Below are 24,532 nucleotides of genomic sequence, written 5' to 3' on the forward strand. Positions count from 1 at the left end.
CATAGGTCATGGGTTATTGGGATGAATAATCACCCACTCCAGATAACTCATCGGGGCTGTCAGCTCAATAATCGCCTCTGGCGCTGGACTTTTGTCAAGAATAACAGACTCTACACGTCCTATGGGTAAACCAGCTGGGAAAAGCTGGCTGACACTGGAGGTAGCCACAGCATCACCAGGACGGACGTTTGGCACTTTATCAAAAAACTGCATTATTGCCCGATTAGTTCCTTGTCCACCCAAAAAACCCATGCTACGGCTACGGCTGATCACGGCACCTACTTTACTAGTGGGGTCACTGATCAGCAAGGCACGACTGGTGTGGCGTGTCACGCTAACGACTCTACCCACTACACCGCCAGGTGCCATAACAACGAAGCCCTTTTTGATCCCAGCTTCACTCCCTCTTCCGAGAATGATTTCTTGCCACCAGCTGTCAGCGCTACGTCCCACAACAGGTGCAACAATTCTTAGTTTGTTCTTAGTTTTCTTATAACCTAACAGCTCTTTTAGCTTCTGGTTTTGGGTTTTGAGTTCCTCTACCTGCTGTTGTAGTTCTAGTGTCCGGGCATTAGAGAGGCTTTCTTCTTTAGCAGGTAGCGATTGAAAAGGGCGGCTTATCAATTGATAGATTTCAAAAATTGTTGCACCCTGAGTTCTTCTAAGTAACCAAGCAGCAATGAGGGTAAGACTCCCCAGCATAATTGCTACTCCATGTCTCCCCCACCAGCGACGCAGCATGTACATAGCCTATCCATAAAATAGTCAGATTTTGGCTAACCAGTAAGTTTTTACACTAGCCACACTCAATCTACACTCTTGATATATTGAATAAAAATACTCTTTAAGGTTGATGTTTAATAGCTGACTACTACATATTACGGGAACGCCCACTGAACACCCGCTCTAACTGTTTGTAGTTCTCTAATACTCGACCAGTTCCCAAAACAACACAGCTGAGGGGATCAGCGGCCACATGGGTGACAATGCCACTTTCATGACTAATCAGTGTATCTAATCCTTTCAATAAAGCACCACCACCCGCCAGCATAATACCTCTATCAATAATATCAGCCGCTAGCTCGGGGGGAGTCCGTTCTAGAGTGCGCTTAACAGCATCAACAATAACAGAAAGGGGTTCTGCCATACTTTCACGAATCTCTGGTCGTTTGATCGTAACAGTTCGTGGCAAGCCAGACAGCAAGTGTAATCCTCGCACCTCCATGACCGCTTCATTATCCTCAGGTGTCGGATAGGCTGAGCCAATGCGGATTTTGATGTCTTCTGCTGTCCGTTCCCCAATCACTAGGTTATGGACTTTTTTCATATACTGAGTAATCGCTTCACTCAGTTCATCTCCCGCCACACGCACTGATTCACTTAGAACTGTTCCCTGCAAACTCAGAACTGCTACCTCAGTGGTGCCTCCACCGATATCAATAATCATGTTACCTGTTGGTTCTGCTACAGGTAATCCAGCACCAATGGCTGCTGCTACTGGTTCATCAATTAACCTAACTTCTCTAGCACCAGCCTGTAATGCGGCTTCCATGACGGCTCGTCGCTCCACACCTGTGACACCGCTGGGGATACCAATCACAATCCGAGGTGAAACTAGGGCTTTACCTTCGTTTACCCGCTGGATGAAGTGCTTCAGCATCAGTTCAGCGGTATCGAAGTCGGCAATCACACCATCCCGTAAAGGACGTACGGCAACTACATTACCTGGGGTTCTGCCCAACATCTTTTTTGCTTCTTCGCCTACGGCTAGGGGAACCTTTTCGTCTTGATCAATGGCAACCACAGAAGGTTCTTGAAGAACAATGCCCTTACCAGATACATAGACTAAGGTGTTAGCTGTACCCAGGTCTATACCCATGTCCCGTGACAGGGAAAAGTGATTCAAAATACTCACTAGTTTCTACGCCTCACAAAATGCTGTGTACAACCGAAATTGCACCGGAACTGTAACTGAGGTGGATTCTATTATGTTTTTTCCAGTTAGTCTAGTACGCTAGTACACTAGGTGATCATGATTCTCCGGATACTATTTGGAAGAAATTTCTGCAAATACACCCAGCTGCAAATACATAACGGTTTCACCGGCTCAAGTTAAGCTCAAGTTGACTAGAATACTCTGGATGATTGACTTGCTTCGGTCACTTAAAATAAGTCTTAAAATAAGTTAGTAATTGTTATACACCAGCTCAATCTGCTATTGTAGAGCCATAATCAGTACAAAAGTACCAATATAACTATGAGTCTCAATGTTGTCCATTTAGTCGGTCATGCAGGTACAGACCCAGATGTTAAGTATTTTGAGTCTGGCGGTGTATTGTGTAAACTGGCCCTGGCAGTGAGACGACCAACACGCAATAGTGATCAGCCTGACTGGTTTAACTTAGAGCTTTGGGGTAAGACTGCGGAAGTAGCTGCTAATTATGTGCGTAAAGGTAGCTTAATTGGTGTAAAAGGGTCTTTGAAGATTGAAACTTGGAGCGATCGCACTACTGGAGCCGGTCGTTCAAAACCTGTCATCCGAGTAGAGCGCCTTGATTTACTTGGCTCTAAGCGTGATAGTGATCCGAGCGCTGTAAGCAGCTATGATCACACCGAATTTTGAATAGTTTTGATTTACACTCACACCTCTTAACTAGTCTAGCTATTAGCTTCCCAGGAAGCTAATAGCTCATCAGTATAGGTAACGCGAGTTCTTCCCTCGGCCGTCGCCCTAAGTATAAGCTAAAACACTTATGGCTAAAATACTTATGGCTAAAATACTTACTTCTACTGCTTAACTAATGCTATGAACTAGATGTAAAGTTTGCAATTCCTGTGTAATGGTTATTACTTACTAGTTGCCGATCACTAGTTGCACATCCTTAAGACCACATTTTCTGATCCTACAGGTTCACCAAGAAGCCGTCTTACCTCAGTTTATGACCTGGCTAACCAGGTGGGCACCGTCGAATCTCGCTTGAAGTTTCTGGGTATTTTCCCAGTCTACTGCCGCAAATCCGATTAGTTCCCTTATATAAATGAGCATAGATCAAAAAACACTATTGGCAGTCACCAACTTCCCAGTAAAACCTGCTGACTCTATTGTAGTAGTTGATCAAAATATGTGCAACATTTAAGTTATATTTCGAGTAACATTGAACATCACCCACTACACATCACGCAGTACTCCGGTATTTCCCTGTAGGGAGAAGGGTTTACTTGGGATTATGGGGGCTTAAAACTGTAACCATTACCTTAGAGATAGTTGAAGCTTGATTCGAGAATGTGTAATTATTAAAGTTTACTCTAACTGTTTACTCTAACTGATCAAGTCAAGGTTGGGTACTGTTACAGTTGCCTATAGTTTAGTCTAATCAACTATCTATAGGTATTAACTTACGGAAATGGGTAGCAGTAGAAAATAGTGTAAGACTTGACTGATTTTGTTGACATTGGAACTATTGCGTGACTACAATCATTTCCTTAAATACTAACCATTTCCAAACCTTAGACTTGTCTCCAGCTCAGACAGTGATTGAAGGGTGGCTGCAAGAAGGTGCGATCGCAAACCATGAGCAGCAGCTAGGCTTTAACATTGATTTTGATTGCGATCCTGAGGATCCTCGGGAATTCTCAGAAATCCCAGAGGTGCGTTTATGGTTTGTGCGCTTGGATGCTACCTATCCCTGGTTACCTTTTCTACTAGATTGGAAATCCGGGGAATTCGTCCGCTATACTGCTATGCTAGTGCCCCACCAATTTAGTCGTACAGAAGGCATCCAGTACAACTCTGAAGCCTTAGAAATCTTCGTGATGCAGAAGATATTTGTACTAAGTCAATGGTTAAAGCAGTGGGGTATACAGAGCCAATCCCGCCTCAAGTCCATGGCTCAGTTACTCGGCTATGAACTAGATGATACTTTGTTTGATCTGATCGAGACCTCAGGGGGTGATATCAAGTCTGGTTGAATACCCATGATAAATAAGATGGATAGGGAGATGGGGAGATGGAGCCGAGGCTGATAAGTATAAGAAACGCTATCTTGGCATAAGAAATACTATGAATGGGCAGTTTATGCCTGTGCAAAGTATAATGTCACATCGGGTTGATGATCATCTCAATCAACCCCTATAGCCTCAGCTTTCCATCCTCAACAGAGTTTGGGGATAACAGAAAAGCACCTTGATTACTTCTTCAACAAATACTGGGATTATACTAGCTACCCCAAATTTGCTGTAATACAGTTTCCGGTTTGATATCGGCAATCCGACCGGTAGGTGATTGAATACCGTATACCCCCTCCTTGACAGGTAGTAGTTTTTTGGCCTCTGTCGGACCAAACAAGGCAATGGTAGGAGTACCAACCGCTACAGCTAGATGCATCGGTGCACTATCGGTACACAGCATCAAATTAGCACCAGCAATCATGGCTGCCAATTTACCAATATCTTCTGGAGCAGTAACTTTGAGGTCACGATGGTACTCCATCATAGCCTGGCACCATTCTGCATCCTCTGGCCCTTTTAGCAAGACAATGGGCAGATCTGGTTGTTTTTGGCGAATGTCCTCAACAATCTTCTGCCATTTCTCAACTGGGTAGATTTTATCAATTCCTTGGGACAGAGCGAGTTTACTAGAACCGCCATGAATGAGAATGTAGCCAATTTCTGGAATCTCTAGCTGTTGCTGTTGAGCTTCTGCCCATTCAATATCTGATTTGGGAACCCTAACAGCGAGTTCTTGACAAGGAACGTTAATACCGAAACCTTGTAGTAAGTCATGGTACATATGGGCAGCATACTGCTCAGTTTTTAGGGGCACAGGGTTGGTAAAAAACCAGTCCCTTGAACCAGCTTGGTAACCGATTCGACGCACAATACCAGTCATCCAGAGCAACAGCCCAACTGACCACCGACGTCCCAGGGTCATGGCAGCATCGTACTCGCGATCGCGGATCACCCCCAACAAGTTACCAAAATCCGCGAGACCATTGCGGTCTTTAAAATCAAAGGTTAGAACTTCATGGACTGACTGAAAAACCCGATAAGCCCCCTTGGCTCGCGGTTCCACAATAACGTCAATCTCAGCTTGGGGATAATACTGTTTTAGTTGTGAGAGGGTGGGAAAGAACAGGATTTGGTCGCCAATTCCACCAGGAACAAGGGCTAGTATTCTCATCTCAAATTGCTTGAGCTTACGGATCAGATTAATTTTAACTTGACGCTGGAAGGACTAATTCTGAATTCTATCGAGGGCATATTATCCTAAGCTCAGGCATGAAGCAGCAGCTAAGAGGTAGAAAATCGTGCATTTATTAATTCCAGCAGCCGGAATGGGACGACGGATGGGGAGCGATCGCAATAAGCTTCTTTTAACACTTCTAGGTAAACCAATACTGGCTTGGACACTGTTAGCAGCAGAGAAAGCTAGTAGTATTAGCTGGATTGGGATCATGGGACAACCTTATGACTGGCCAGAGTTTAAAGCAATTCTAGCTGAACTTGCCCTATCTAAACCTGTGGAGTTGATTGAGGGGGGGGAAACACGGCAAGAATCTGTCTATAATGGCTTGCAGGCTTTACCAGCAGAAGCCAAAAGGGTTTTGATTCACGATGGTGCTAGATGCTTAGCTACCCCTGAGTTACTGGCACGGTGTGCCGAAGTCCTAATGGGTTGTCCCGGTCTAATTGCCGCTGTGCCAGTCAAGGATACGATTAAAGTGGTGGATGAAGCCAATCTTGTTCAAGATACACCTGATCGGAAGGGATTGTGGGCAGCACAGACACCCCAGGGATTTGAGGTGAAGTTGTTGAAACAGTGCCATGACCAAGGACGTAAGGCTGGCTGGGAAGTTACGGATGATGCAGCTTTGTTTGAACGGTGCAGCTTACCAGTCAAGATTGTACAAGGGGAGGAGACGAATTTAAAGGTAACTACCCCAGTTGATTTAGCGATCGCAGAATTTATCTTGCGCCAGCGTTTTGATATCAGTGGGACCGAATCAAGTTAATTAATTAATTGATTATAATTAATTATCGTTTTTGTTGCGCCAGGGAATGGAAAATTTCCACGTACCAATCATAAAATCACTATGGAGATCCAACAACGCCACCCTTGGCCAGTCAATAGTGAAGATGCCAAAGCAATTCAAACACAACTACAACCTGAGGTAATTTGTGAAGATCAGCTGGGGGAAGTGCAGTATGTTGCGGGTGTGGATGTAGGTTTTGAGGAAGATGGTGCGATATCAAGGGCAGCAGTAGCAGTTTTAAGCTTTCCCGACTTGCAGCTGAGGGAAAATGCGATCGCACGCAGACCCACTACCTTTCCCTATATACCAGGCTTCCTATCATTCCGAGAAGTCCCTGTAGTACTGGATGCTTTGGAAAAAATTAGCATTATCCCTGACTTAATTTTGTGTGATGGTCAGGGCATTGCCCATCCTCGTCGGTTTGGTCTTGCCTGCCATCTGGGGGTACTGACAGATATTCCCACCATTGGTGTGGCTAAGTCCCGATTCATTGGTGATCATGAGGACTTGCCCCAAAACAAAGGTAATTGGCAACCGCTGAGGGATGATGGAGAAATCATTGGAGCCGTTGTGCGTACTCGGACTGGAGTTAAGCCAGTCTATGTTTCCATTGGTCATCGCATCAGCTTACCCACAGCAATTGATTATGTGTTGCGCTGCACATCTAAGTATCGATTACCAGAAACAACTCGCTGGGCTGATCAACTAGCATCAAATAGAATTTAGAAGTTAGAAGTTAGAAGTTAGAAGTTTCCATTCTTAATTCTTAATTCTTCATTCTTCATTCTTCATTCTTCATTCTTCATTCTTCATTCTTCATTCTTCATTCTTCATTCTTCATTCTTCATTCTTCATTCTTAATTATTCATTCTTCATTCTTCATTCTTCATTCTTCATTCTTCATTCTTCATTCTTCATTCTTCATTCTTCATTCTTCATTCTTAATTCTTCATTCTTCATTCTTCATTCTTCATTCTTCATTCTTTTGGTAATACCTCTTCTTCTAATCGATTAACCCGTTCCTTGAGTTCTATTACTAAGGTAGCAAGACGCTTAAACATTGGGTGCTCAGGGTCTACCCTACTATAGGTATAAGTTGGTGATGGTACGTGGTGTTGACTAGGTCGATTACTGTCAGGAATTGACTGGCTGACCTGACGTAACTGAGACTCTAACTGATTGAGTTTAAATCTCAAGTTAATTATCTGAGATTCAAGAGAAGAAATCCGCGATTCTACAACAGTTATAGAAGCTGTGGCTGGTGGAATAAACTGTGAGATAAAAATTCCTAAGATTAAGCCAAAAGCGAGTATTACGATTGTTCGTTTCAAAGTAGTACAACCCCATTAGTTATCTTACTACCCATTATGACTCGTTCATTTGGACTTTCATTGTAAGCATTTAACTATCAGCAGTCCGCTGAAGGGCTACAGGAATAGTATGAATGGCTGATAGCTGATAGCGGTAGGCTGAATACTTACATTGATACTTACATTAGGATAACCAAGATCTAACAAAAAGAGCGAGTCACTTATCAAACCGCTCTTTTTGATAAGGGGATAAATAGTGAAGCACAAAGTAGAATTATAAATTTGTCTTAGGGAGATTTTAACCCAAAGACATAGCTCCTTAGACATAGTTTGCCTACTCCTCCCTGATTGATCAGGCTTTAGGCTGTTTCCAACCAGTCATAAATTTTATCTAATTGCTCCAGAGTTACCAAACCATACTGCCAAAGAATCATTGGCAAAAGTCCTGGATCTTGTTCCCGGTGTCGTTGTGCGATCGCAATTGAATCTCTGGAAATTGCTAACTCTTCTTGGAGAAAATGCAAGAATTTTGTATAGGTTTTTGGTGCCATTAGTTGTCTTTCACCTCCTTTAATAGGCTCTATTTTGGAATTAGTAATCTGAATGTGTAAACCATCAGTAGCCACTATCTCATCTGTCCACTAGGAAATTACGAGCGTAGGTTATACCTGACATAGAAACAGTAGGCAATTTTAAGGTTTTAAGATTTTAAGGATAATTAATCCCATAGGAAAGGAGTTAACTTTCCCTATCATCACCCGACTAGGATTTAGGATGACAGGAATAGCACTCTAGTATCCCTGTATAAATTTTCAGGGTTAAGAGGCTGATTACCTGTGTCCTAAATCACTGCCAACCTGAGATTTTCGTCAACCTAGAACAGCAATATTATGTGTCTTGATGCAGTCGCTCATGGGGGAAACCACGGCAGTCGCTCATGGGGGAGACCACGGCAGTCGCTCATGGGGGAAACCACGGCAGTTGCTCATGGGGGGAACCCCCAAGACCGCACTGCCTCCCCAAGACCGCGCTGCCTCCCCAAGACCGCGCTGCCTCCCCAAGACCGTAATGGTGCGTTTTCCGTAGGCGAATTAAATTCGCCACGGGTCGCACCTCTGCATCGCTTTCTTGCCAGTATCGAGATGAAATACCCCACTAGCATTACCCCTAGACCTTGCCAACACAGTGAGTTGGCAAGACCCTCCTAGCTCATATGGTTAAGTCAAGCAAAATTCGACAGTTTTAAACACACACTCCCTAAGGCGCTTGATTGACAAGCGTCTGTCAAGTTAAAAACTTTGGCTGGCGTACGCTATAACTGACTACTCTCTCACACCATTAACTTAGCGATTCACCGCTAAGACTCAGTAGCGTCACCCCTACCCTTGTTTTCCCAACCTTGATTAATTATGTCAAGGGTAGCCATTAGTAATCAAGGGTATAGTCATTTGCGAGCTTTTTACATCTGTCTTAGGAAAGATTACCCTAATTTAGCTTAATCCGCCAGAAGCCCCACGACAGAGGTAAGCATTAAACTATTGGCAGTCAGCTGAATGCTTATGTATAGGGATGATAGCATAAGGCTTGATGCTTTATATAGCACTACGCATTCCGATTAGGACATTGTCTTGATGCAGTCGCTCATGGGGGAAACCCCCAAGACCGCGCTGCATCGCTCCTAAACTCCGAAACGTAAGTCTAAGCTTACTTCTGACTTCTTACTTCTTACTTCTGACTTGCGCGTAGTGCTATACCTAGTTCTTGACACTTGAGGGATTAGGATTAGGCTTTAAGCACTAAACCCTGACTCCTGACACCTTGCCACAGCACCTCCTAGGGACTGTGCCACCTTCGCCTAACCCTCAAAACTACATTGAGAGAGTATTAGTTAGGTGCAGTACTACTCCCATCCAGAAACTTGACAGTGACCTGGTCACCTACTTTCAGACCCAGTTCAGCCGCACGTCCGCCACGAAGTTCAATCACTTGGTCAATAATTTCCTTTCCTGGACCATAGGTAGGACATTCATCGGTTTGGCAGGGGGGGACAGATTGTGCGATCGCTTTTACTTCCCCATTTCTTAGAAAGACCATATCCAGATAGATTTTAACATTCTTCATCCAAAAGCTGACAGATTGTGGTGGGTCGAAGCCAAATAACATCCCCCGATCAGGTGCTAGAGATAGGCGATACATCAATCCCATTGCCTTTTGCTCACGGCTCTGTGCCACTTCCAGCCCAATCCGCTCACCTGCGATCTCAGCTTCAGCAGAAATTGGTAACATTTGACCTAATTTGGTGGGTGATGGTGATACTGATGGCGCTGTTGCTGGCGGTTGACCAGAGTTCACAGAGGTACTATTTATATTGTCTTCTGGAACTGACCCTGCTGAACAGCCCATCAGTAAAATACTCAGTAAAATACTTAGTGCTATTGAAAATACACTGATTTTAAACTTCATAGCCCTTTTCCCTATTATCAAGTATCAAGTATGACGTGGGGAGTCGGGAGTCGGGAGTCGGGAGTCGGGAGTCGGGAGTGGGAACCATGGCATTGATTGGTTACTCAGCCACTAGTATAGTTTCACCCAAAACCCTCCAACCTCCAACCTCCACCCCTCAAGCTCCAACCTCCAACCTCCAACCTCCAACCTTCAACCTTCAACCAACCAACCTTCAACCTTGGCCAAAAGGCCACGCGATCGCGTTCAACCTCCAACCTCTAACCTCTAACCTCTAACCTCCAACCTCCAACCTCCAACCTTCAACCTTCAACCTTGGCCAAAAGGCCACGCGATCGCGTTCAACCTTCAACCCCACAACGCTAAGCCTCCCGCAACACATAACCAACACCACGCACCGTCTGAATTAATCGCCTTTCACCTTCATCTTCAATCTTGATACGTAAATAGCGAATATAGACTTCAATGACATTGGACTCTCCCATAAAGTCATAACCCCAAACATTTTCCAAAATTTGTTCACGAGTTAATACTTCTCTCGGATGGCTGATCAAATACTTGAGCAGTTCAAACTCTTTCATGGTCAAATCAATGACCCGTCCATTGCGCATTGCTCTACGCTGGCTTAGGTCTAAGGTTAGTTCTCCAAACCTCAGCTGCTCCGAGCCTCCTGTTTTTGGCTCTAGATAAAGGCGCACCATTTTCACAAATGGTTCTGTGCGATAGGGTTTAAGGAAATAATCATCAGCTCCTGCTTCTATACAAGCCACTCGATCCTCTACTCGATCATGAGCCATCAGCATGATTACAGGTACGCGAGAGCCTTCACGTCTGAGCTGATCGCATAATCTCAGCCCTGATTCTCCTGAAAGTGCTCTATCCACAACCACCATTGCTGGCTGGAGTTCACAAGCTTGATGGCAAGCAATGGCGGCATCAAGGGCAATGACGGTATGATAACCTGCTTCTTTCAAGTCCTGACTCAGCCGTTCCGCCAATATTTGATCGTTTTCTACAACTAAGACACAGGGATTCCTTTCCAGGGTCAGATTTGGCATAGATAATGCTTGTCAGCACAAGCTGGATATAACTATTCTGAATACCAACCCTGTTTTAGCATGTCGTAATTAAATCCTGCTGAGTGGGTAATAGGTAATGGGTAATGGGTAATAGGTAATAGGTAATGGGGAATGGGTAATGGGTAAGCTTTCAGTTATCAGCTTTCAGTTATCAGCTATCAGCGTGTCGCGTATCAGTTATCAGCTTTCAGCTTTCAGCTTATAGGCTATTTGAGGTGCTACTTGAGGTGCTTATGGGCTATGGGTTACGTTAGGTCACAGGCTTCTAGCCTGTGCCACCGATTCCCGATTCCCGATTCCCGATTCCCGATTCCCGATTCCCGATTCCCGATTCCCGATTCCCGATTCCCTTTTTCTATATATCTCAAAACAAAAAAAATAGCCGTAGAAATACTATCCACGGCTATTTAAATGACTTATGTCACTGAGTTACCAAACCGAAACTGATGTGATTCTATTTGATTGACCTTGGTCTTTCGGCCACCCTACGGGACCAGACCGAAGCCAAGGCTCTGGGGGGAAGCCCCCCCAGAAATTTAGCGATGCAGCGCGGTCTTGGGGAGGCAGCGCGGTCTTGGGGGTTCCCACGGGGCTTACAAGGTGCGGACGCAGGTTCCGCACACAGCCCCTCCCCATGAGCGACTGCCGTGGTTTCCCCCATGAGCGACTGCATCAAGACAAGGTGTTATGGCAACAGCCAATACTTCATCATGGTTGTCATCACTTCCCCTGGAGTTTCAGTAGGTTCCAAAGGGCTCCAGTCGGCAATCTCCCCATAGCCTAGGGAATAAAACATTTGCATACTATGGATTACGGCTTGACGAGGACCTTTTAGAGTGTGCTCAACAGGTTGTTTTTTGAGGTTTTGGTTAACGTTTTTTGACATAAGTCGAAACTTGAAATCATTGTGGATTTACATTGATTCTTGTAATGATTATAATTTTGTTTGTCAAGGGTTTTTAAAAATCTTTTTGGGGAAGTTTTAGAGGTAATAAAAAAAAGCGTTCGCTCTTAGCGGAAGCTGAGGCCTTTGGCCACGCTACGCGAACGCTTCATCGCGTAGCGTGACCTTAGGTCAATCCCGTAGCGTCTCTTTCAGAGAATACCGTAAGCTATCAGCTATCAGCTAATGCGCTACGCGCACGCTACTTGAGGTGCTATCAGCTAATACGTCGAAGCCCGTGCCACCAATTCCCGATTCCCGATTCCCGATTCCCGATTCCCGATTCCCTTGTTTTCAGCTGACCGCTGACCGCTGACTGCTTACAGTTTCATTAATTTCAATTTCTGCAATCGGACGCCCAATATCTGTGATAGTTTTGCTAAAGTTGACTTGACCGATAACTTGCCATTTTAGTTGAAGCTTAGGGGTATTATTAAGATAATCGTAGCTACCTTCAAGGATAGTAATTTTGCTAATCGTGTGGCTTGTAGCTGTTTGTTGGGCTTGATAGTTGTTAGCCGTTGATGAATTATAATTTTCGATGAGTTCTTTGTAATTAGTTAAAATTACCCCTGTCGTCAGGGAAGCTAATTTTTCTAAGTTAGTTAGGTCAGCGTCGCAGATATCGATGAAAAATTATTGTTTAAATTCCCTGCATGTAGTAATTATTGTGGGATTTTGTTGGTCGGGGTGTAACTGTTGTGGATGGCTTGATCTCAATGTTGGCGAAATTTCCCATTTACCGGGATAGATGCTGATGTGTGGTAGTTTTGTTGGTGATTCGGTAATGGAGGCAGCAACAATTTTTATTTGAGGTGTAGAGATGTCTTTAATTAGTTCTTGCTGAAGCTGCTGGCTGATTTGGGATAGTAGGTTTTGAATCATTTTTTTAGGTAATAGGTAATGGGTAATAGGTAATAGGTAATAGGTAATAGGTAATGGGTAATGGGTAATAGGTAATGGGTAATAGGTAATGGGTAATAGGTAATGGGTAATAGATAATGGGTAATAGATAATGAGAGTTAGGCAGCAGTTTTTGAGGTCTGATTCTATCAGATATGACTTTCAAAAGCCTCTAGGGTAGACTTATCTTCTGCATTTAAAGTATACATCCATGTAGGGGCGGTTTCCCTGCTTGTGTCTGGTTTAACTAGATTCCCGATTCCCGATTCCCGATTCCCCATTCCCCATTCCCCATTACCATTACCATTACCATTACTATAGGTATAGGTATAGTTAAATAATGACCTTAATGTGAAAACCGACACCATCTTCTATCGCCTGTTTCAATCGTTTACCAGCATCTTTTTTGAATTAATTAACCATTGCCCTACAGAAGCACAAGCTTATCAATTCGCCTCTGTGGAAGTCAAACAACTAGCATGCAAGAATTGATGGAGTATTCCTGCCGACAACTACCACAGCCCAACAACCAATTTATTTTGTAGAAGTCCAATTTCAGAGGAACTCTCAATTTTACTCCCGCTTCTTTAGCGAAATTTTTCTGTACTTAAACAAAAACGAAATCAGCAATGATTGGCGTGGTGTGGTGATTTACCCTAGGGCGTGTTTTCTTGCCTCGGAGATCCCCCGTTGGTCCCCCTTAAAAAAGGGGGACTTTGAGTATGGCTCCCCCCTTTTTTAAGGGGGGCTGGGGGGGATCATAATCTGGCGGAAAACTTTGAAAACACGCCCGAGCCGCAATGTGGATAAAGGAGCAACTCAACAATATCGAGAATTACTCAATTCCCCAAGGGTATCTCGGATTTATCTCGATGAATTAGCCGAGACCTCTGCACCATCGGTGGGTATAGCTACAGTACAGCTAATTGTCACTGAGGAAGATACTGCGATTGACCGTAGGTCACGCTGCGCGATCGCACTCGGATTAAACAACCTCGGTATTCTAGACAGATTAATGACAGAAACCAATGAAAACCTGGAAAAGCCTCCTTTAGAAGCCTTGAAAGCCCAGTGAAATCCGGGAACGCTACTGTTTCTCTATGGGATACTGCCGATTAACTTGCCCCGTTTCCTGGCTTATATCCTCTATCGCTGGGAAGTCTGCATCCGGGAGACTGTCATGGTCGGTAAGTCGTAGCTGGAGGGTTAGGTCTGTTGCTGACCGAACAATTGAGCAGCTTTGACTATAGCAGTGTAGTGGTAACACTGTTTTGTTTCGTCATTTTGACTTTTTTAGTCGATTGGGTGAGTGCTGCCGCTAGAGGCTCAAGAACTTAACCAGCAACCCCAAATTTCTCACAAATAAAGGAGGGGAGGACGAAAGCCCCGTATTTTTAAATCGGGGATGAAGTCCGACGCGGCGAATTTATTCGCCGTCATTTCTTAGGGTTTGCAATGTAACGCCGAACTGTTTGATTACTAACATTACCAGCAGTAGAGGCAAAGTAGGAATGAGTCCACAGAGAAGGAAGCTTTAACAGATGCGGGAATTGAAGTCTTTGTAGCCGAGAACTTCTAGCCTTAATTGCTTTAATAACTTGATGGGCGGCTACATTGGGTGGAGTGTTGACAAATAAGTGAATGTGGTCAGGCATTATCTCCAAGGCAATAATTGCCCATTTCTTTTCAAGGCATACTTCCGATGATGATTTCTAGTAAGTCGCCTCTGTATGTCTCCTAGCCAAATTTTATTTCGTCGTTTGGGCGTCCAAACCAAGTGGTAATTTACCATTGTTTTCGAGTGATTGCTCTTTATATATTGCTGCTGAAGGGGTGGTTTTTTATGGTAGAGTTGTTTTGTTGATAGCCTAAAAAAGCACAACAGTATCTAACCCACCATGATTTTGAGCTACATCTACAAATTGCGCCCATCAGGCAGCCAGTCTGACAAGATGGAATCGTGGCTCAATATGCTAAGGAGCCATTTCAACTGGTGCTTGGCTGATCGCATTGAAACCTATCATCAGCAGTTTATTCAAGGGGCGTATTGCAGTTTAAGAACCAAGGCAGAAGCGGATCCGTTAACCTGCTGCATCGTCAAAAATGGAGCCACAGGAAATCCCTGGCAGAATAGCGGCAAAAAACGCAATGCTGGCACAATTCAAGATGCAGGATTGGTGGAACTTAAAGCCGCTCGTCCTTGGTACAAGTCAATAGACTCGGATGTTTTACAGCGTAATGTTGCTCGATTAAACACCGCGTATCAAAATTTCTTTGATGGACGGGGGTTTCCCAAATTCAAAAACCGCAGTAACTTCCGGTCTTTTGAATACAAACCTCGACGGGTTAAGTTTAATGAGAATAAAGTCTATCTGCCTAAAATTGGCTGGATGCGCTTCTTTAACTCTCGACCAATACCAAATGGTTTTGCTGTCAGGAGTGTGACCATTCGCAAGAAGACTGACGGGTGGTTCATGTCTGTACGACTCGAAGACAAGTCGATTCCCTTGCCACCAGTTCTACCAACTTTCGAGATCAAGACGGCTGTTGGATTAGATATGGGGTTGATCAAGTTGGTACATTGCTCTGATGGGAGTGACATCCCTAATCCCAGATTTGCCACCAATAAAAAGACTAAACGCACTCTCAAGAAAAGGCAGCGTCGGTTGAGTCGTACTAAAAAAGGTAGTCGAAACCGAAACAAACGAGTCGCACAGGTAGCCAAACTACACCTGATAATTGCTAATCGCAGAAATGCCTACCAGTGGCAGGTTGCCAATAAATTGGTCAAAAAGGCTGATGCCATCGTAGTAGAGAATCTCAACATCAAGGGGATGGTGAAGCGGTGCAAGCCTAAGCGAGAGGAAAACACCGGACGCTTTGTGTCTAATGGACAGGCGGCTAAACGCGGCTTAAACCGTTCTATTTTAGATGCATCGTGGGGAGAGTTAATTGCCAAGATCGAGTATCTGGCTGCAAAGTCAGGAAAGGTCTTACTTAAAGTTAACCCACGACACACTTCAATGGAGTGCAGCGCCTGCGGTCATATAGATCAAGCCAACCGCGACAGGGAACGGTTCATCTGTACCAAATGCAGTCATATTGACCACGCGGACAAGCAAGCTGCACGAAACATCAAACAAAAAGCCGTTGTTGAGTACGGCTTGAAATTAATTAAGGTACGCCGGGACTCGGCGGAACCCAAACAGCTAAGTCTGTTTGAAACGCCCAGCACTGAATCAACAGTTGCTATCAGGAGACAATCCGGTGCCGATAAGGGCAAACGCCGGGTGCCTGGGAACTTGGCAAGACAATTAGAATTGTTTTCCCAGGATATATAGAGCGTGAGTTCTATAGAATCTCCCTTTTTCTAAAAGGGAGAGTGTCAAAAACTTGAGATACCATGACTAGAACAAAGTATTTCGACACAACTATACCAAGATCATTCATCTCCCAAATGCTTCGCCGTACTTGAAATAACTTCAATTAACTTCACCCCATCACCCGATTACCTGATCACCCCATCACCCCATCTCTGACTCAATCAACTCCCTAGCTATTTTTATTCGCACAAAAGAAACTTTTTGTCGATGATTTACGTCACCTAACGTTATGACAATTGTCACAACCCCTATTACCGTAGGATCACCGACGATCTAAGAAAAATTCAGGATACTGAAGATAGGGGTAACTACTTAATAACGTTACTACTAGATGACGTTGCGACTAGAGGAGTGTAAAATGTTGGAAAAACTTATCTTAGCTATCACCTTCACCTTAGTACTCTATTTATCTTCAGATTTAAGTTCAATCGGCACGGACTCAACATCTTCTGCTCCTCCGGCATCGGACCTTACAGAGGAAGTTGTGAGTCGCTTACCATCAAACTGACATCTGACACTATTCCATTAACCGTTTTTGTAACCCTTTTAGGACGAGATCCGTTTTATTGTTTCAGTGATTTGTGTAATTTGTTGCCATAAGCTCTTCTGAGTTTTAGTCTGCAAAGACTCATCCTCTGGCATAGGTTCATTCAAATAGCGGTAATGTTTCCAGATATCCCAGTAAGGACAACCAGGCTGAATACGAATACCAGCCCAGTGTAGATATTGTAGGGGTTGATTCACATTTGGGTCAATAAGTCGTACTCCTTGGGTTTGGAATTGTTTACTACCTGCCCAATTTCCTGGAGCTCCCCCCGGTCTACGCACAATATTAAATCGGTGGTGCATCTGCTTCAAGATCATATAGTTGATAATCGGCTGATCGGAGGTTTTCTGGGAAAAGTCAAAGTACTCGGGATGAGCCGCACACTCAGCAAAGGTTTCATATAAGGTTTCTTCACTAATCTTATTTTTCTTGGCTCCCCAAAACCCCCCATTAAAGATATCCTTCAGTTCGGCTTCACTAAAAATCTGATCTTCAATAACTTTGGGGGTAAAAACATTGGCAATTCCCCCAACATGCTGGTAATCACAGCAAATAAAATCATAGTCAACTAAGTAGTCAAGAGTATCCGCTATCTTCTCAAAAACAACGATATCGGTATCGATATAAATAAATTCATCAAAGCTTCCAAACCAGCAAGCCTGTTTGCGGAACTGATTCGGTCTCGCAAAAAATCCCTCCCCGAAAATTTCGTGTAGCTTAGTAGACAGGCGTTCGATAAACGCCAAATCTGGATAAATCTCTACCCCATAGGACTCTTGGAGAATTTGGGCGACGTTTTGATAATTGTCATCATAGGGAATCAAAACAATTGGGGTATCGGTATCGTAACAGCGGATACTATTTAGTAACGCAATAGACTGCTCAATCACCCGGTCATTAGCAGTGATGTAAATTCCACGATTCATAAAATCTGCCTCAACGAGTGAATCCTAACTTCTTGAATACTTTAGTGGTTAAACTAGGAGGCTGGTTGTAAGGTTTAGCTTTAGTGGTAAACTGAGGACGTTTCTCTGGTTGATGATAATATCGATAATGTAAGAAAATATCCCGGTAGGGAAAGTCGATATTCTCCCCAGCACACAGTTTATTGAAAACTTTTGATTTGATTCCAATGTAATGAAGATAAGTCAGCCGATTCCCATGATCATAAAGTAGATTATCCCGAATTTCAAAGTGAGGAGATGTTACGGAATTGCCTGTTCTTTTATCTTTAGGAAAACTCAGAGCAAAATTATGGATCGATAACCCAGACCTCATCCTCATGTAGTTGAGTACAGATTGGTTAGGCGCTTGCTTATACAGAACCTCTGCTTCCCCATTAGCTAACTGAGAAACTAACCATTCTCGCTGCTCTTCAGGAAATAATCCCCGCTTAGCCCCATAAAATCCCGAACAGAAAATTTCTGAATTAATCTGGGATTGATCGAATATTTCCAGTAACTTCGGTGAGGCTACGTTAAAAATATGTGCTGGGTCTTTATACTGAAAGTCATAAACCACAAAATCACTCTCATCTAACTGCTTAAAGACGAAATCTAACGAATTCATCACCAGAGTGTCAGCATCGAGATAGATAAATTTTTCAAATGGACTCTCTGGATCAAAGGCACAGTAACGATGATTTTCACCAACCCGATAGAATTTCGTCTTAATGCCTTTTTCCTGCCATTCTTGTAAAGCATCAGGGTGAGTTTTCCAGACATGGTAGGAAAACTCTTCCCAACGGGCAAATAGTTCTGGATTATCCAGCAAGGTTACATTATCTCGGGTGGCAATTTCTTGACGGACGTTGTCTAACTGATCATTGTAGGCAATTACACAAACTGGAGTCTCTTTCCCAGCATTAACCTCTATGCTATTGAGCAGTGCTACCAGTTGGTTGTAAACCACATCATTAGCCAATGTATAAATTCCTGTGCTCATCTATACTTACTCCAGTTTTTCCACTACCTTAGACAAGAAGTTGAGTAAATTCAACTCATGTAAAATGATTTGACGTGCTTCTGCGATCGCATCTAGAGCCTCATGCCATGCATCCAGTGTAGCCGTCACCTCCTGAATGTAAGCTAAGCCCTTTTCATCCTCACTTGGCAGTCTCAAGAAGCTTCCTGGAGGCAATAATTTATCAGCAGCAGGACCACCATAGTAGATGGGTAAACACCAGGCTAATAAAGCATCCCACAACTTTTCACTCACATACCAATCATTACCAGCATAGTTCTCAATCGCCAGGTTGTAGTAATAAGGAGCCATCGCATTCCACTTATTCCCTACTTTTCCGTATCCGTTTACCCAGTCTGGCAAATCCCTTCCATACACGTCAAATTCTAGATCACTGTCCCTCAACAGCCTCAAAAACCCCAAACGCTGACGATGATTAGCCGTACGAGCAATACCGGAGGTAATCCAACAACAGGAACGAGCTTTTTCAGGCGGTCCCATTTCATTCAATTCACGAAACGAATTGTTGTGGTATGAAATAGCAGGCATATAGTCAGGAATTGGCGCAAAATCATCAGGACCACATACATAGCCACAGTATTCCTGAGCTTGTTTATATTCATTAATTCGGAACTCTTCCCGTTCTGGAAAGGGAGGTTCCCGTACCACAGAAATAATCCGTTCTTTCGGCACTCCCCGCAAGAGAGTCTTGAGATCTGCGACCTTCGGATCAGCGGGCTTATGAGCTAGCCCAAAAAAATTGCCAAATTTGGGTAATCGTGGTTCGATGTCAGAAAATTCGTTAAAGTTGTATAGTAGTAAAAAATCCGGTTGAGGTGCAGTAGCTATCATTTGAATATTTTTCCAAACCCCCAAAGGACTAGGGGTTTGCTTCCATAGCCAATCAACAGGACTGGGTTTCAGTGCCTTATAGCTACTTATCATACCGATAACTTTTTTGTCCATAGTTTTGGACATAGCTTAATTCCCTAACTCATCAAGTTGAAGTTGATAATAATTTGATCAGCTTAGTTTAAGCTTAACTTACTTAACTTAATTGTCAACTTACTGCTTCACTTAATTTTCAACACTTTAGCCATTGGGAAAGATCCCGACCAATCAAATCTTGAAGCTGGAGGATATCCTCGCGATAGAATTCAATCAATTGCTTCCGCACTGCTGGTGATAACTTAGGTTTACCACGATTTAAATATCTAATCTTATTAACTAGTTTATCCCTGAGGCCAGTAGGAAGCAATGGACTTAGAATTGATTTAACTGGGTGCGGTTGGCTCAAAAATGATTCCAACGCTTTGTTCTTGGGAATGGGAGCAGCTTGCCTAACTTTTTCAGATATATCTGGGGTAAAGGTATCGTCTATCTCCAAAAAACCAAACATATCTTGCAGCATACCTAGAGGATTATTATTCAAATCTTCGTATATATAAACCTTAATCTGGCTTTTGTCAAACGCATCAAAATAACGCTTCAGTTGGACATAGTAAAGGCCCCGTTTTTTATAGTGCCAGAAAGACCACCAGTTATTTTGGATCCGCTCCTCTTCTTGGGCAAGAGCCTCAGCAAAATCGGTTAATGGTTCGCGCTCTTGCTTAATTAAATGTAAATAGTTGGAATAGGCTCTTTCTGCTGGACCTCGAAGAATTGCGATCAGTTTTGCCTTAGGAATGTAGTACTTTATGCGTTCAACAGATTTCGCAATGTAGAGATAACTTGTAGATGCTTCACCAATAGCTACTTGATTAGTTACCTTTTTAAATAGTTGACGATAGGCGTCAATATTAGTGACAATGAAATCAGCTTCTTTTTCATCTCCCAACCCACGGAAATCTAAATTTTCCCCTTCAAAAGCAAAAAACCTAGGTTCCTTGGAAGGACTCATGTAGATTTGCGGATGCTGCTTTAGATATCGATAAATTGAGGTAGTTCCAGCCTTAGCTGCACCTATGATTAAAAAGTTGGGCATTGTCATGAGTCTATCTAGTTAACTGATCCTTGAGAAAGTGATCCTAGAAGGTGTTGAATAAAGTCCTTAGGTTAGACATGAAATGATCAGGTGAGGGGGAGAGTCTTCCCCCTGTTCCCCCTGTCCCCTCTGTTGGCCTCTTCCAGTCTTTAACAAGTCAAATCGGATTGCTATCGGAGTTGCTCAAGGTTAGCGATCGCAATCGAAACCTCTGGTGTTAACTCTTGATAGTTAGCTCTTCTACACAACTCTGAATAAATTTCACGAGCTTTGGCGGATACTGGCTGATTTGCCTCAACACTACCTAAAGATTTGTCAGGAAAACTACGGTCTACTTTGCCATCAATAAATTATTCAATGCGGTCAAGTCCTTGATCTGACAACACTTGGTCGTAGTCTACAAATAACCATTTGCCTTCGTTAGAGTGAGTTTGAATAATATGTTGATACATTAGTGTCCAGATTTCTACCGCTCGCTCAAAATTCATAGCAAGACTGTATAAGTATTTATGCTTGCTATGTACCTTCATAATGCTTGATGCCGTCGCTGCGGGGTGCCGAAATACGCACAGGAATACGGTATCATTGAGAAACGGCTTCCAAGCTGGCAATGTGTAACAAAATCTAGGGTCTTTGAAGCAAAAAGGTGTCGCTCAGTTAAGGTTTCTATTCTAGGGGCTATGTCCTCAGGACAATGAATCCTTTTTCCTACAGGCACCCTAGCTAGCCAGCGTTGGTATCTAGTCGGTCGGTCTTTAAAGAAATTTCCCAAAATTCCCCTTGGTCGAGGTGGGACAACTTGGCTTAATATATCTTCGTTAATCGCCTCAACATTCTTGGACTCAAAGTAGCCCTTTTTATTAATGCTTGTAGATGACATCATTCTGTCTCCCATGAAATACCCAGCACCACTGAGTGTACCCGCTACCATGCTAGTGCCACTGCGCCCGGAACCTATTACCAAACAGTTAAACATATGTAGTCTTAACCCTGAACGTCACCCTATTAATCAGATATTATAGGACTGGGGGGGCGACATGCAAGCTGAAATCATTACTGGGTAATGATTTCAGCCCATAAGTTACAAAAAGATACATGCTGTTTTGGGCTGATATTGGACGTAGTTATAAGGGTTTGAGCTTGCCATTAAATCAAAGGAGGGTCAATTTGGGACTGTATCTTGCCTAATATCATTGGTCTCAAAGCCTTATATAGTAAGCTTTTCAGGGCTCATGTCACCCCCTCAGATTATAGGATGTATAGGTTCTGCTACATTGCTCATAATTTTGGCAATTCTATTTTCCCAAGAGAACTGACGCCCCCACTCAATTTGAGCAGCATAACCATTCACGTTTCTGGGATACGTTTCTAATACCTGCTGGAGGCAACGAGTCAATTGAGCTGGGTTATCCGGTTCACACCAGCCAGCAATAGCACTAGACGATTTAAATTCCATCAACGGGGGAATTTCCGTTGCCACAATCGGAGTTCCTGAAGCCATATACTCAAAGAGCTTCAGAGGAGAGGTAAAGCTAGCCGCCTCACCAGAACAGTGAGGATGAGCCAAAACATCAGCAGCTTGGAGTAAGCTGGGAAGCTGCTGGTGGGGAATGTAACCTAAGAAGGTAACATTGTTAGCTTGTTTTTCTTTAGCTAGCTGCTGATAAGACTGTACTTGAGATTCATTGCCACCAGCAAAGACAAATTGAATCTGTGGTAATTCCTTAGCAACATCAACTAATAAGTTGACCCCTTTGAAGCGATAGAGTCCTCCTGAATAGACCACTAACCTTTGGCGGTTATCCACCAAAAGTTTTTTGCGCCATTCAGAGGCTTGTTCTGGTTGTCTTACTAAAAAAGACTGATTGAAGCCACTATGGAGTTTGATAATCTTTTCTGGGGGCATACCCCTACGAATCATATCCTCCCGAATATTATCAGCCACGGTGACTGCGACTTGAAAAAGTGGGTTTTGGACAATCGATTGATCATAGTCACTTTTTTTATAATGTTCCCGCTCATAAATGACTGGTATACCATGCTTGATGGCTGTTTTAACCAAATTCCAATCCAACGTGTGTAAGATTTGAGTATGGGGAAAAATATGAATTGGAAAATAGTAACGACAAACGATTGTGCTGGGGCTAGTCAGTTTGCCTTTGATGTGACCAATGGGCCAAGGCATAGCTAGGGGAGCCACCTTGAGCTGATCCTGAATACTGTAAAACTTGGTCACGTTTTCCGGTGGCTGTTGGAGCCGAAAGGGATAAACCCAGTCTAAGGGATTCAGGGATTTCTCTGGGGGGTGGAGATAGACTAAAACAGTAGAATAACCAAGGTTAGCAGCAGCATTGGCGGAATTGACATCATGAACTAAGTGGGCAGCATTGGGTTGAGGTAAAGTACTTCTGGTAAAAAAGATATAGTGTTTATTCATTATTAGTTTAGAAGTGTTAATTGATAATATCTTCTGTTTGTGATTAATACTTAAGTAGTCTATTTCCTAAGCTCTCTACCACCATACTGCCCAAATTTTACCAAGCTATCCCCTGATAAGACTCTTACTTTTCATCAAACCATCCCGTCGGGACATCTCTAATTTCCAGCAATAGGGCGATTGCTAGTGTGTAAGCATTCAGCTATCAGCACCTCAAGTATCAGCTTATGCGCTATGGGTCACAGGGTCGAAGCCTGTGCCACAAAGCTGTTCGCAAATCCCCAGACTTTCAATTCTCATTAATCTCGAACTATTAAATTATCCTGTTTGCGCGATGGGCATGCTACGCGAACGAGGTTTATTTTAAGCTGACGGCACCTCAAGTAGCGTGAGCTTTTAGCTCACGGCTGACGGCACCTCAAGTAGCACCATCTGTAGCGCATATGCTTATGCTAGTGTCTGCTATTGAAGATGGGGCAACGGATTGGTTAACCCATTTAACAGATGGATCGAGAATCGTCAACTACCAATGACCAATTACCCGATCCAATTACCCGATCTCGGATATGATAATTAATCAACCGAATACGGTATCATATCTCACATCTTTTTTGATAAAACTAGTTTTGTCTACGGTAGATATTATCAATTCTTTGTATAAAAAATTACATCAAATAATCAGGGATCAATTAGGGATCAATAGGATAGAAGCTTATTTTTAATAAAAATCACCTAGTTTTGGAGTGCCAATTTGTGCGAAATATTAAAACATGTAAACACTATTGCTAAGTATTGTTAAATTAATTACCAAAAAACTAAGACTTAAATACAATAGTTAAGGAAAGATTAACGATTGCTGCCTCCAGATTAATCAGTTGAGTGGTCATATCTAACTAGTACAAGACGGCACAAATAAAGTAAAGCTACCATTCAAAACCAACGAAAAGCTTACATCATCAGCTCGCGGTGCGACCCGTGGCGAATTTAATTCGCCTACGGAAAACGCACCGGGATCTGAATTTTGAATAATTCATTTTGAATTTACCAAAGCGGTACTAGTAGATGCTTGAACCAGGGTCGGTGCTTGTTAGAGGCAGTCATTTTTTAATAACTGACTGAATAAAACAAGGTTTAACATGCAGATAACACAGAAAGTTTACTGTCCTAATTGTGGCAGTAGTGCTCAAAAGATTTATTGTCAAAACACTCACCTAACCCAGACTCAATGCCCCGTCTGTGATTATTTAATGATTAGCTGCTCTCGCACTGGCAGGGTGGTTGAGGCTTATGCCCCTGGCATCTATGCTCCTAGTGCTTAAGCAATGAGGGGGTGAGGGGGCGAACTCACGGCGTTGCTTAATAAGGGAATGATTTTAAGAGTTTTGTAGAATGGGCATCTTGCGTGGAACTGGCATCTTGCCAGTTTCAATATATTTTCGGGCGGGCAGGATGCCCACTCTATTCCTATTCATTCGAAGGCAGGCAGGAT

General features: G+C 43.3%; 26 protein-coding genes, 1 other RNA gene and 3 pseudogenes. 11 read left to right on the top strand and 19 right to left on the bottom strand.

Features of this window, described 5'->3' with window-relative positions; all coding sequences use genetic code 11:
* Positions 1 to 6: 6 nt before the first annotated feature.
* Complete coding sequence (gene mreC / locus F6J90_RS33125) at positions 7 to 747, bottom strand: rod shape-determining protein MreC (protein WP_293103828.1); 741 nt, start codon at positions 745 to 747, stop codon at positions 7 to 9.
* A 124-nt stretch (positions 748 to 871) separates the two neighbouring features.
* Positions 872 to 1,879 (bottom strand): rod shape-determining protein, encoded by a 1,008-nt coding sequence (locus tag F6J90_RS33130; RefSeq protein ID WP_293105265.1) that lies wholly within the window; start codon positions 1,877 to 1,879, stop codon positions 872 to 874.
* Between the two features lie 378 nt (positions 1,880 to 2,257).
* Here F6J90_RS33130 and F6J90_RS33135 point away from each other — a divergent pair, with 378 nt between their 5' ends.
* Positions 2,258 to 2,623 carry a single-stranded DNA-binding protein gene (locus tag F6J90_RS33135; RefSeq protein WP_293103831.1) on the top strand — a complete coding sequence of 122 codons (366 nt, stop codon included), beginning with the start codon at positions 2,258 to 2,260 and terminating at the stop codon, positions 2,621 to 2,623.
* Positions 2,624 to 2,907: 284 nt separating this feature from the next.
* Here F6J90_RS33135 and ssrS read toward each other — a convergent pair.
* A non-coding RNA gene (ssrS, locus tag F6J90_RS33140) (6S RNA) lies at positions 2,908 to 3,090 on the bottom strand.
* Positions 3,091 to 3,465: 375 nt separating this feature from the next.
* On the opposite strand from ssrS, the gene F6J90_RS33145 reads away from it, so the two are divergent.
* Positions 3,466 to 3,969, top strand: coding sequence for a CRR6 family NdhI maturation factor (locus F6J90_RS33145; RefSeq protein WP_293103834.1), 504 nt, complete (start codon positions 3,466 to 3,468; stop codon positions 3,967 to 3,969).
* 247 nt (positions 3,970 to 4,216) lie between these two features.
* Here the strand turns inward: F6J90_RS33145 and F6J90_RS33150 are convergent, their stop codons facing one another.
* Entirely contained in the window at positions 4,217 to 5,179 is a 963-nt protein-coding gene (locus tag F6J90_RS33150; RefSeq protein WP_293103837.1) for a glycosyltransferase family 9 protein, read from the bottom strand.
* Between the two features lie 127 nt (positions 5,180 to 5,306).
* Between F6J90_RS33150 and ispD the strand changes: the two genes are divergently transcribed.
* Complete coding sequence (ispD, locus tag F6J90_RS33155) at positions 5,307 to 6,011, top strand: 2-C-methyl-D-erythritol 4-phosphate cytidylyltransferase (protein WP_293103840.1); 705 nt, start codon at positions 5,307 to 5,309, stop codon at positions 6,009 to 6,011.
* Between the two features lie 81 nt (positions 6,012 to 6,092).
* The gene (gene nfi, locus F6J90_RS33160) at positions 6,093 to 6,758 is read left to right on the top strand and encodes a deoxyribonuclease V (RefSeq protein WP_293103842.1); all 666 of its coding nucleotides are present in this window, start codon (positions 6,093 to 6,095) and stop codon (positions 6,756 to 6,758) included.
* Positions 6,759 to 7,009: 251 nt separating this feature from the next.
* Here the strand turns inward: nfi and F6J90_RS33165 are convergent, their stop codons facing one another.
* Together F6J90_RS33165 and F6J90_RS33170 are read right to left on the bottom strand one after the other, a co-directional pair.
* Positions 7,010 to 7,363, bottom strand: coding sequence for a hypothetical protein (locus F6J90_RS33165; protein ID WP_293103845.1), 354 nt, complete (start codon positions 7,361 to 7,363; stop codon positions 7,010 to 7,012).
* 338 nt (positions 7,364 to 7,701) lie between these two features.
* The gene (locus F6J90_RS33170; RefSeq protein ID WP_044493838.1) at positions 7,702 to 7,893 is read right to left on the bottom strand and encodes a DUF2949 domain-containing protein; all 192 of its coding nucleotides are present in this window, start codon (positions 7,891 to 7,893) and stop codon (positions 7,702 to 7,704) included.
* Between the two features lie 411 nt (positions 7,894 to 8,304).
* Between F6J90_RS33170 and F6J90_RS33175 the strand changes: the two genes are divergently transcribed.
* Positions 8,305 to 8,550, top strand: coding sequence for a hypothetical protein (locus F6J90_RS33175; RefSeq protein WP_293103848.1), 246 nt, complete (start codon positions 8,305 to 8,307; stop codon positions 8,548 to 8,550).
* A 676-nt stretch (positions 8,551 to 9,226) separates the two neighbouring features.
* On the opposite strand, the gene F6J90_RS33180 is transcribed toward F6J90_RS33175, so the two are convergent.
* A complete protein-coding gene (locus F6J90_RS33180; protein ID WP_293103851.1) occupies positions 9,227 to 9,805 on the bottom strand; it encodes a DUF192 domain-containing protein in 579 nt (192 codons plus the stop codon).
* Positions 9,806 to 9,840: 35 nt separating this feature from the next.
* On the opposite strand from F6J90_RS33180, the gene F6J90_RS33185 reads away from it, so the two are divergent.
* Complete coding sequence (locus F6J90_RS33185; protein WP_293103854.1) at positions 9,841 to 10,083, top strand: hypothetical protein; 243 nt, start codon at positions 9,841 to 9,843, stop codon at positions 10,081 to 10,083.
* An 84-nt stretch (positions 10,084 to 10,167) separates the two neighbouring features.
* Here F6J90_RS33185 and nblR read toward each other — a convergent pair whose 3' ends face one another.
* Positions 10,168 to 10,863: a response regulator transcription factor NblR gene (nblR, locus tag F6J90_RS33190; protein WP_293103857.1), complete on the bottom strand. Its 696-nt coding sequence runs from the start codon at positions 10,861 to 10,863 to the stop codon at positions 10,168 to 10,170.
* 261 nt (positions 10,864 to 11,124) lie between these two features.
* Between nblR and F6J90_RS33195 the strand changes: the two genes are divergently transcribed.
* On the top strand, positions 11,125 to 11,295 hold the full coding sequence (locus tag F6J90_RS33195; protein ID WP_293103860.1) for a hypothetical protein: 171 nt from the start codon (positions 11,125 to 11,127) through the stop codon (positions 11,293 to 11,295).
* Positions 11,296 to 11,338: 43 nt separating this feature from the next.
* Here the strand turns inward: F6J90_RS33195 and F6J90_RS33200 are convergent, their stop codons facing one another.
* The 4 genes from F6J90_RS33200 to F6J90_RS33215 all read right to left on the bottom strand — a co-directional run bounded on the left by F6J90_RS33200 (position 11,339) and on the right by F6J90_RS33215 (position 13,098).
* The gene (locus F6J90_RS33200) at positions 11,339 to 11,545 is read right to left on the bottom strand and encodes a hypothetical protein (RefSeq protein ID WP_293103863.1); all 207 of its coding nucleotides are present in this window, start codon (positions 11,543 to 11,545) and stop codon (positions 11,339 to 11,341) included.
* A 24-nt stretch (positions 11,546 to 11,569) separates the two neighbouring features.
* Positions 11,570 to 11,770, bottom strand: a complete 201-nt coding sequence (locus F6J90_RS33205; protein WP_293103866.1) for a hypothetical protein — start codon at positions 11,768 to 11,770, stop codon at positions 11,570 to 11,572.
* A 693-nt stretch (positions 11,771 to 12,463) separates the two neighbouring features.
* Positions 12,464 to 12,712 (bottom strand): hypothetical protein, encoded by a 249-nt coding sequence (locus F6J90_RS33210; RefSeq protein WP_293103869.1) that lies wholly within the window; start codon positions 12,710 to 12,712, stop codon positions 12,464 to 12,466.
* Positions 12,713 to 12,879: 167 nt separating this feature from the next.
* A complete protein-coding gene (locus tag F6J90_RS33215) occupies positions 12,880 to 13,098 on the bottom strand; it encodes a hypothetical protein (protein ID WP_293103871.1) in 219 nt (72 codons plus the stop codon).
* On the opposite strand from F6J90_RS33215, the gene F6J90_RS33220 reads away from it, so the two are divergent.
* Positions 13,082 to 13,222: a DUF2887 domain-containing protein gene (locus F6J90_RS33220; RefSeq protein WP_293103874.1), complete on the top strand. Its 141-nt coding sequence runs from the start codon at positions 13,082 to 13,084 to the stop codon at positions 13,220 to 13,222. The genes F6J90_RS33215 and F6J90_RS33220 overlap by 17 nt on opposite strands.
* Positions 13,223 to 13,262: 40 nt before the next feature.
* Positions 13,263 to 13,805, top strand: a pseudogene (locus tag F6J90_RS33225) (DUF2887 domain-containing protein).
* Positions 13,806 to 14,166: 361 nt separating this feature from the next.
* Here F6J90_RS33225 and tnpA read toward each other — a convergent pair.
* Positions 14,167 to 14,522, bottom strand: a pseudogene (tnpA, locus tag F6J90_RS33230) (IS200/IS605 family transposase).
* Between the two features lie 106 nt (positions 14,523 to 14,628).
* On the opposite strand from tnpA, the gene F6J90_RS33235 reads away from it, so the two are divergent.
* Positions 14,629 to 16,071 (top strand): transposase, encoded by a 1,443-nt coding sequence (locus tag F6J90_RS33235; RefSeq protein WP_293103876.1) that lies wholly within the window; start codon positions 14,629 to 14,631, stop codon positions 16,069 to 16,071.
* Between the two features lie 588 nt (positions 16,072 to 16,659).
* Here the strand turns inward: F6J90_RS33235 and F6J90_RS33240 are convergent.
* The 6 genes and pseudogenes from F6J90_RS33240 to F6J90_RS33265 form a co-directional block, all read right to left on the bottom strand.
* Complete coding sequence (locus tag F6J90_RS33240; RefSeq protein WP_293103879.1) at positions 16,660 to 17,586, bottom strand: Npun_R2821/Npun_R2822 family protein; 927 nt, start codon at positions 17,584 to 17,586, stop codon at positions 16,660 to 16,662.
* Positions 17,587 to 17,596: 10 nt separating this feature from the next.
* Positions 17,597 to 18,604: an Npun_R2821/Npun_R2822 family protein gene (locus F6J90_RS33245; RefSeq protein ID WP_293103882.1), complete on the bottom strand. Its 1,008-nt coding sequence runs from the start codon at positions 18,602 to 18,604 to the stop codon at positions 17,597 to 17,599.
* A 6-nt stretch (positions 18,605 to 18,610) separates the two neighbouring features.
* Positions 18,611 to 19,588, bottom strand: a complete 978-nt coding sequence (locus tag F6J90_RS33250) for a glycosyltransferase family 10 (protein WP_293105268.1) — start codon at positions 19,586 to 19,588, stop codon at positions 18,611 to 18,613.
* Between the two features lie 118 nt (positions 19,589 to 19,706).
* The gene (locus F6J90_RS33255) at positions 19,707 to 20,606 is read right to left on the bottom strand and encodes a sulfotransferase (protein ID WP_293103885.1); all 900 of its coding nucleotides are present in this window, start codon (positions 20,604 to 20,606) and stop codon (positions 19,707 to 19,709) included.
* Positions 20,607 to 20,956: 350 nt separating this feature from the next.
* Positions 20,957 to 21,238, bottom strand: a pseudogene (locus tag F6J90_RS33260) (hypothetical protein); the annotation flags it as partial.
* A gap of 611 nt (positions 21,239 to 21,849) precedes the next feature.
* Positions 21,850 to 23,043 carry a glycosyltransferase gene (locus tag F6J90_RS33265; protein ID WP_293103888.1) on the bottom strand — a complete coding sequence of 398 codons (1,194 nt, stop codon included), beginning with the start codon at positions 23,041 to 23,043 and terminating at the stop codon, positions 21,850 to 21,852.
* A 1,136-nt stretch (positions 23,044 to 24,179) separates the two neighbouring features.
* On the opposite strand from F6J90_RS33265, the gene F6J90_RS33270 reads away from it, so the two are divergent.
* On the top strand, positions 24,180 to 24,362 hold the full coding sequence (locus tag F6J90_RS33270) for a replication restart DNA helicase PriA (RefSeq protein WP_293103890.1): 183 nt from the start codon (positions 24,180 to 24,182) through the stop codon (positions 24,360 to 24,362).
* Positions 24,363 to 24,532: the final 170 nt, after the last annotated feature.

This window comes from Moorena sp. SIOASIH, from assembly GCF_010671925.1.
Taxonomy (GTDB): domain Bacteria; phylum Cyanobacteriota; class Cyanobacteriia; order Cyanobacteriales; family Coleofasciculaceae; genus Moorena.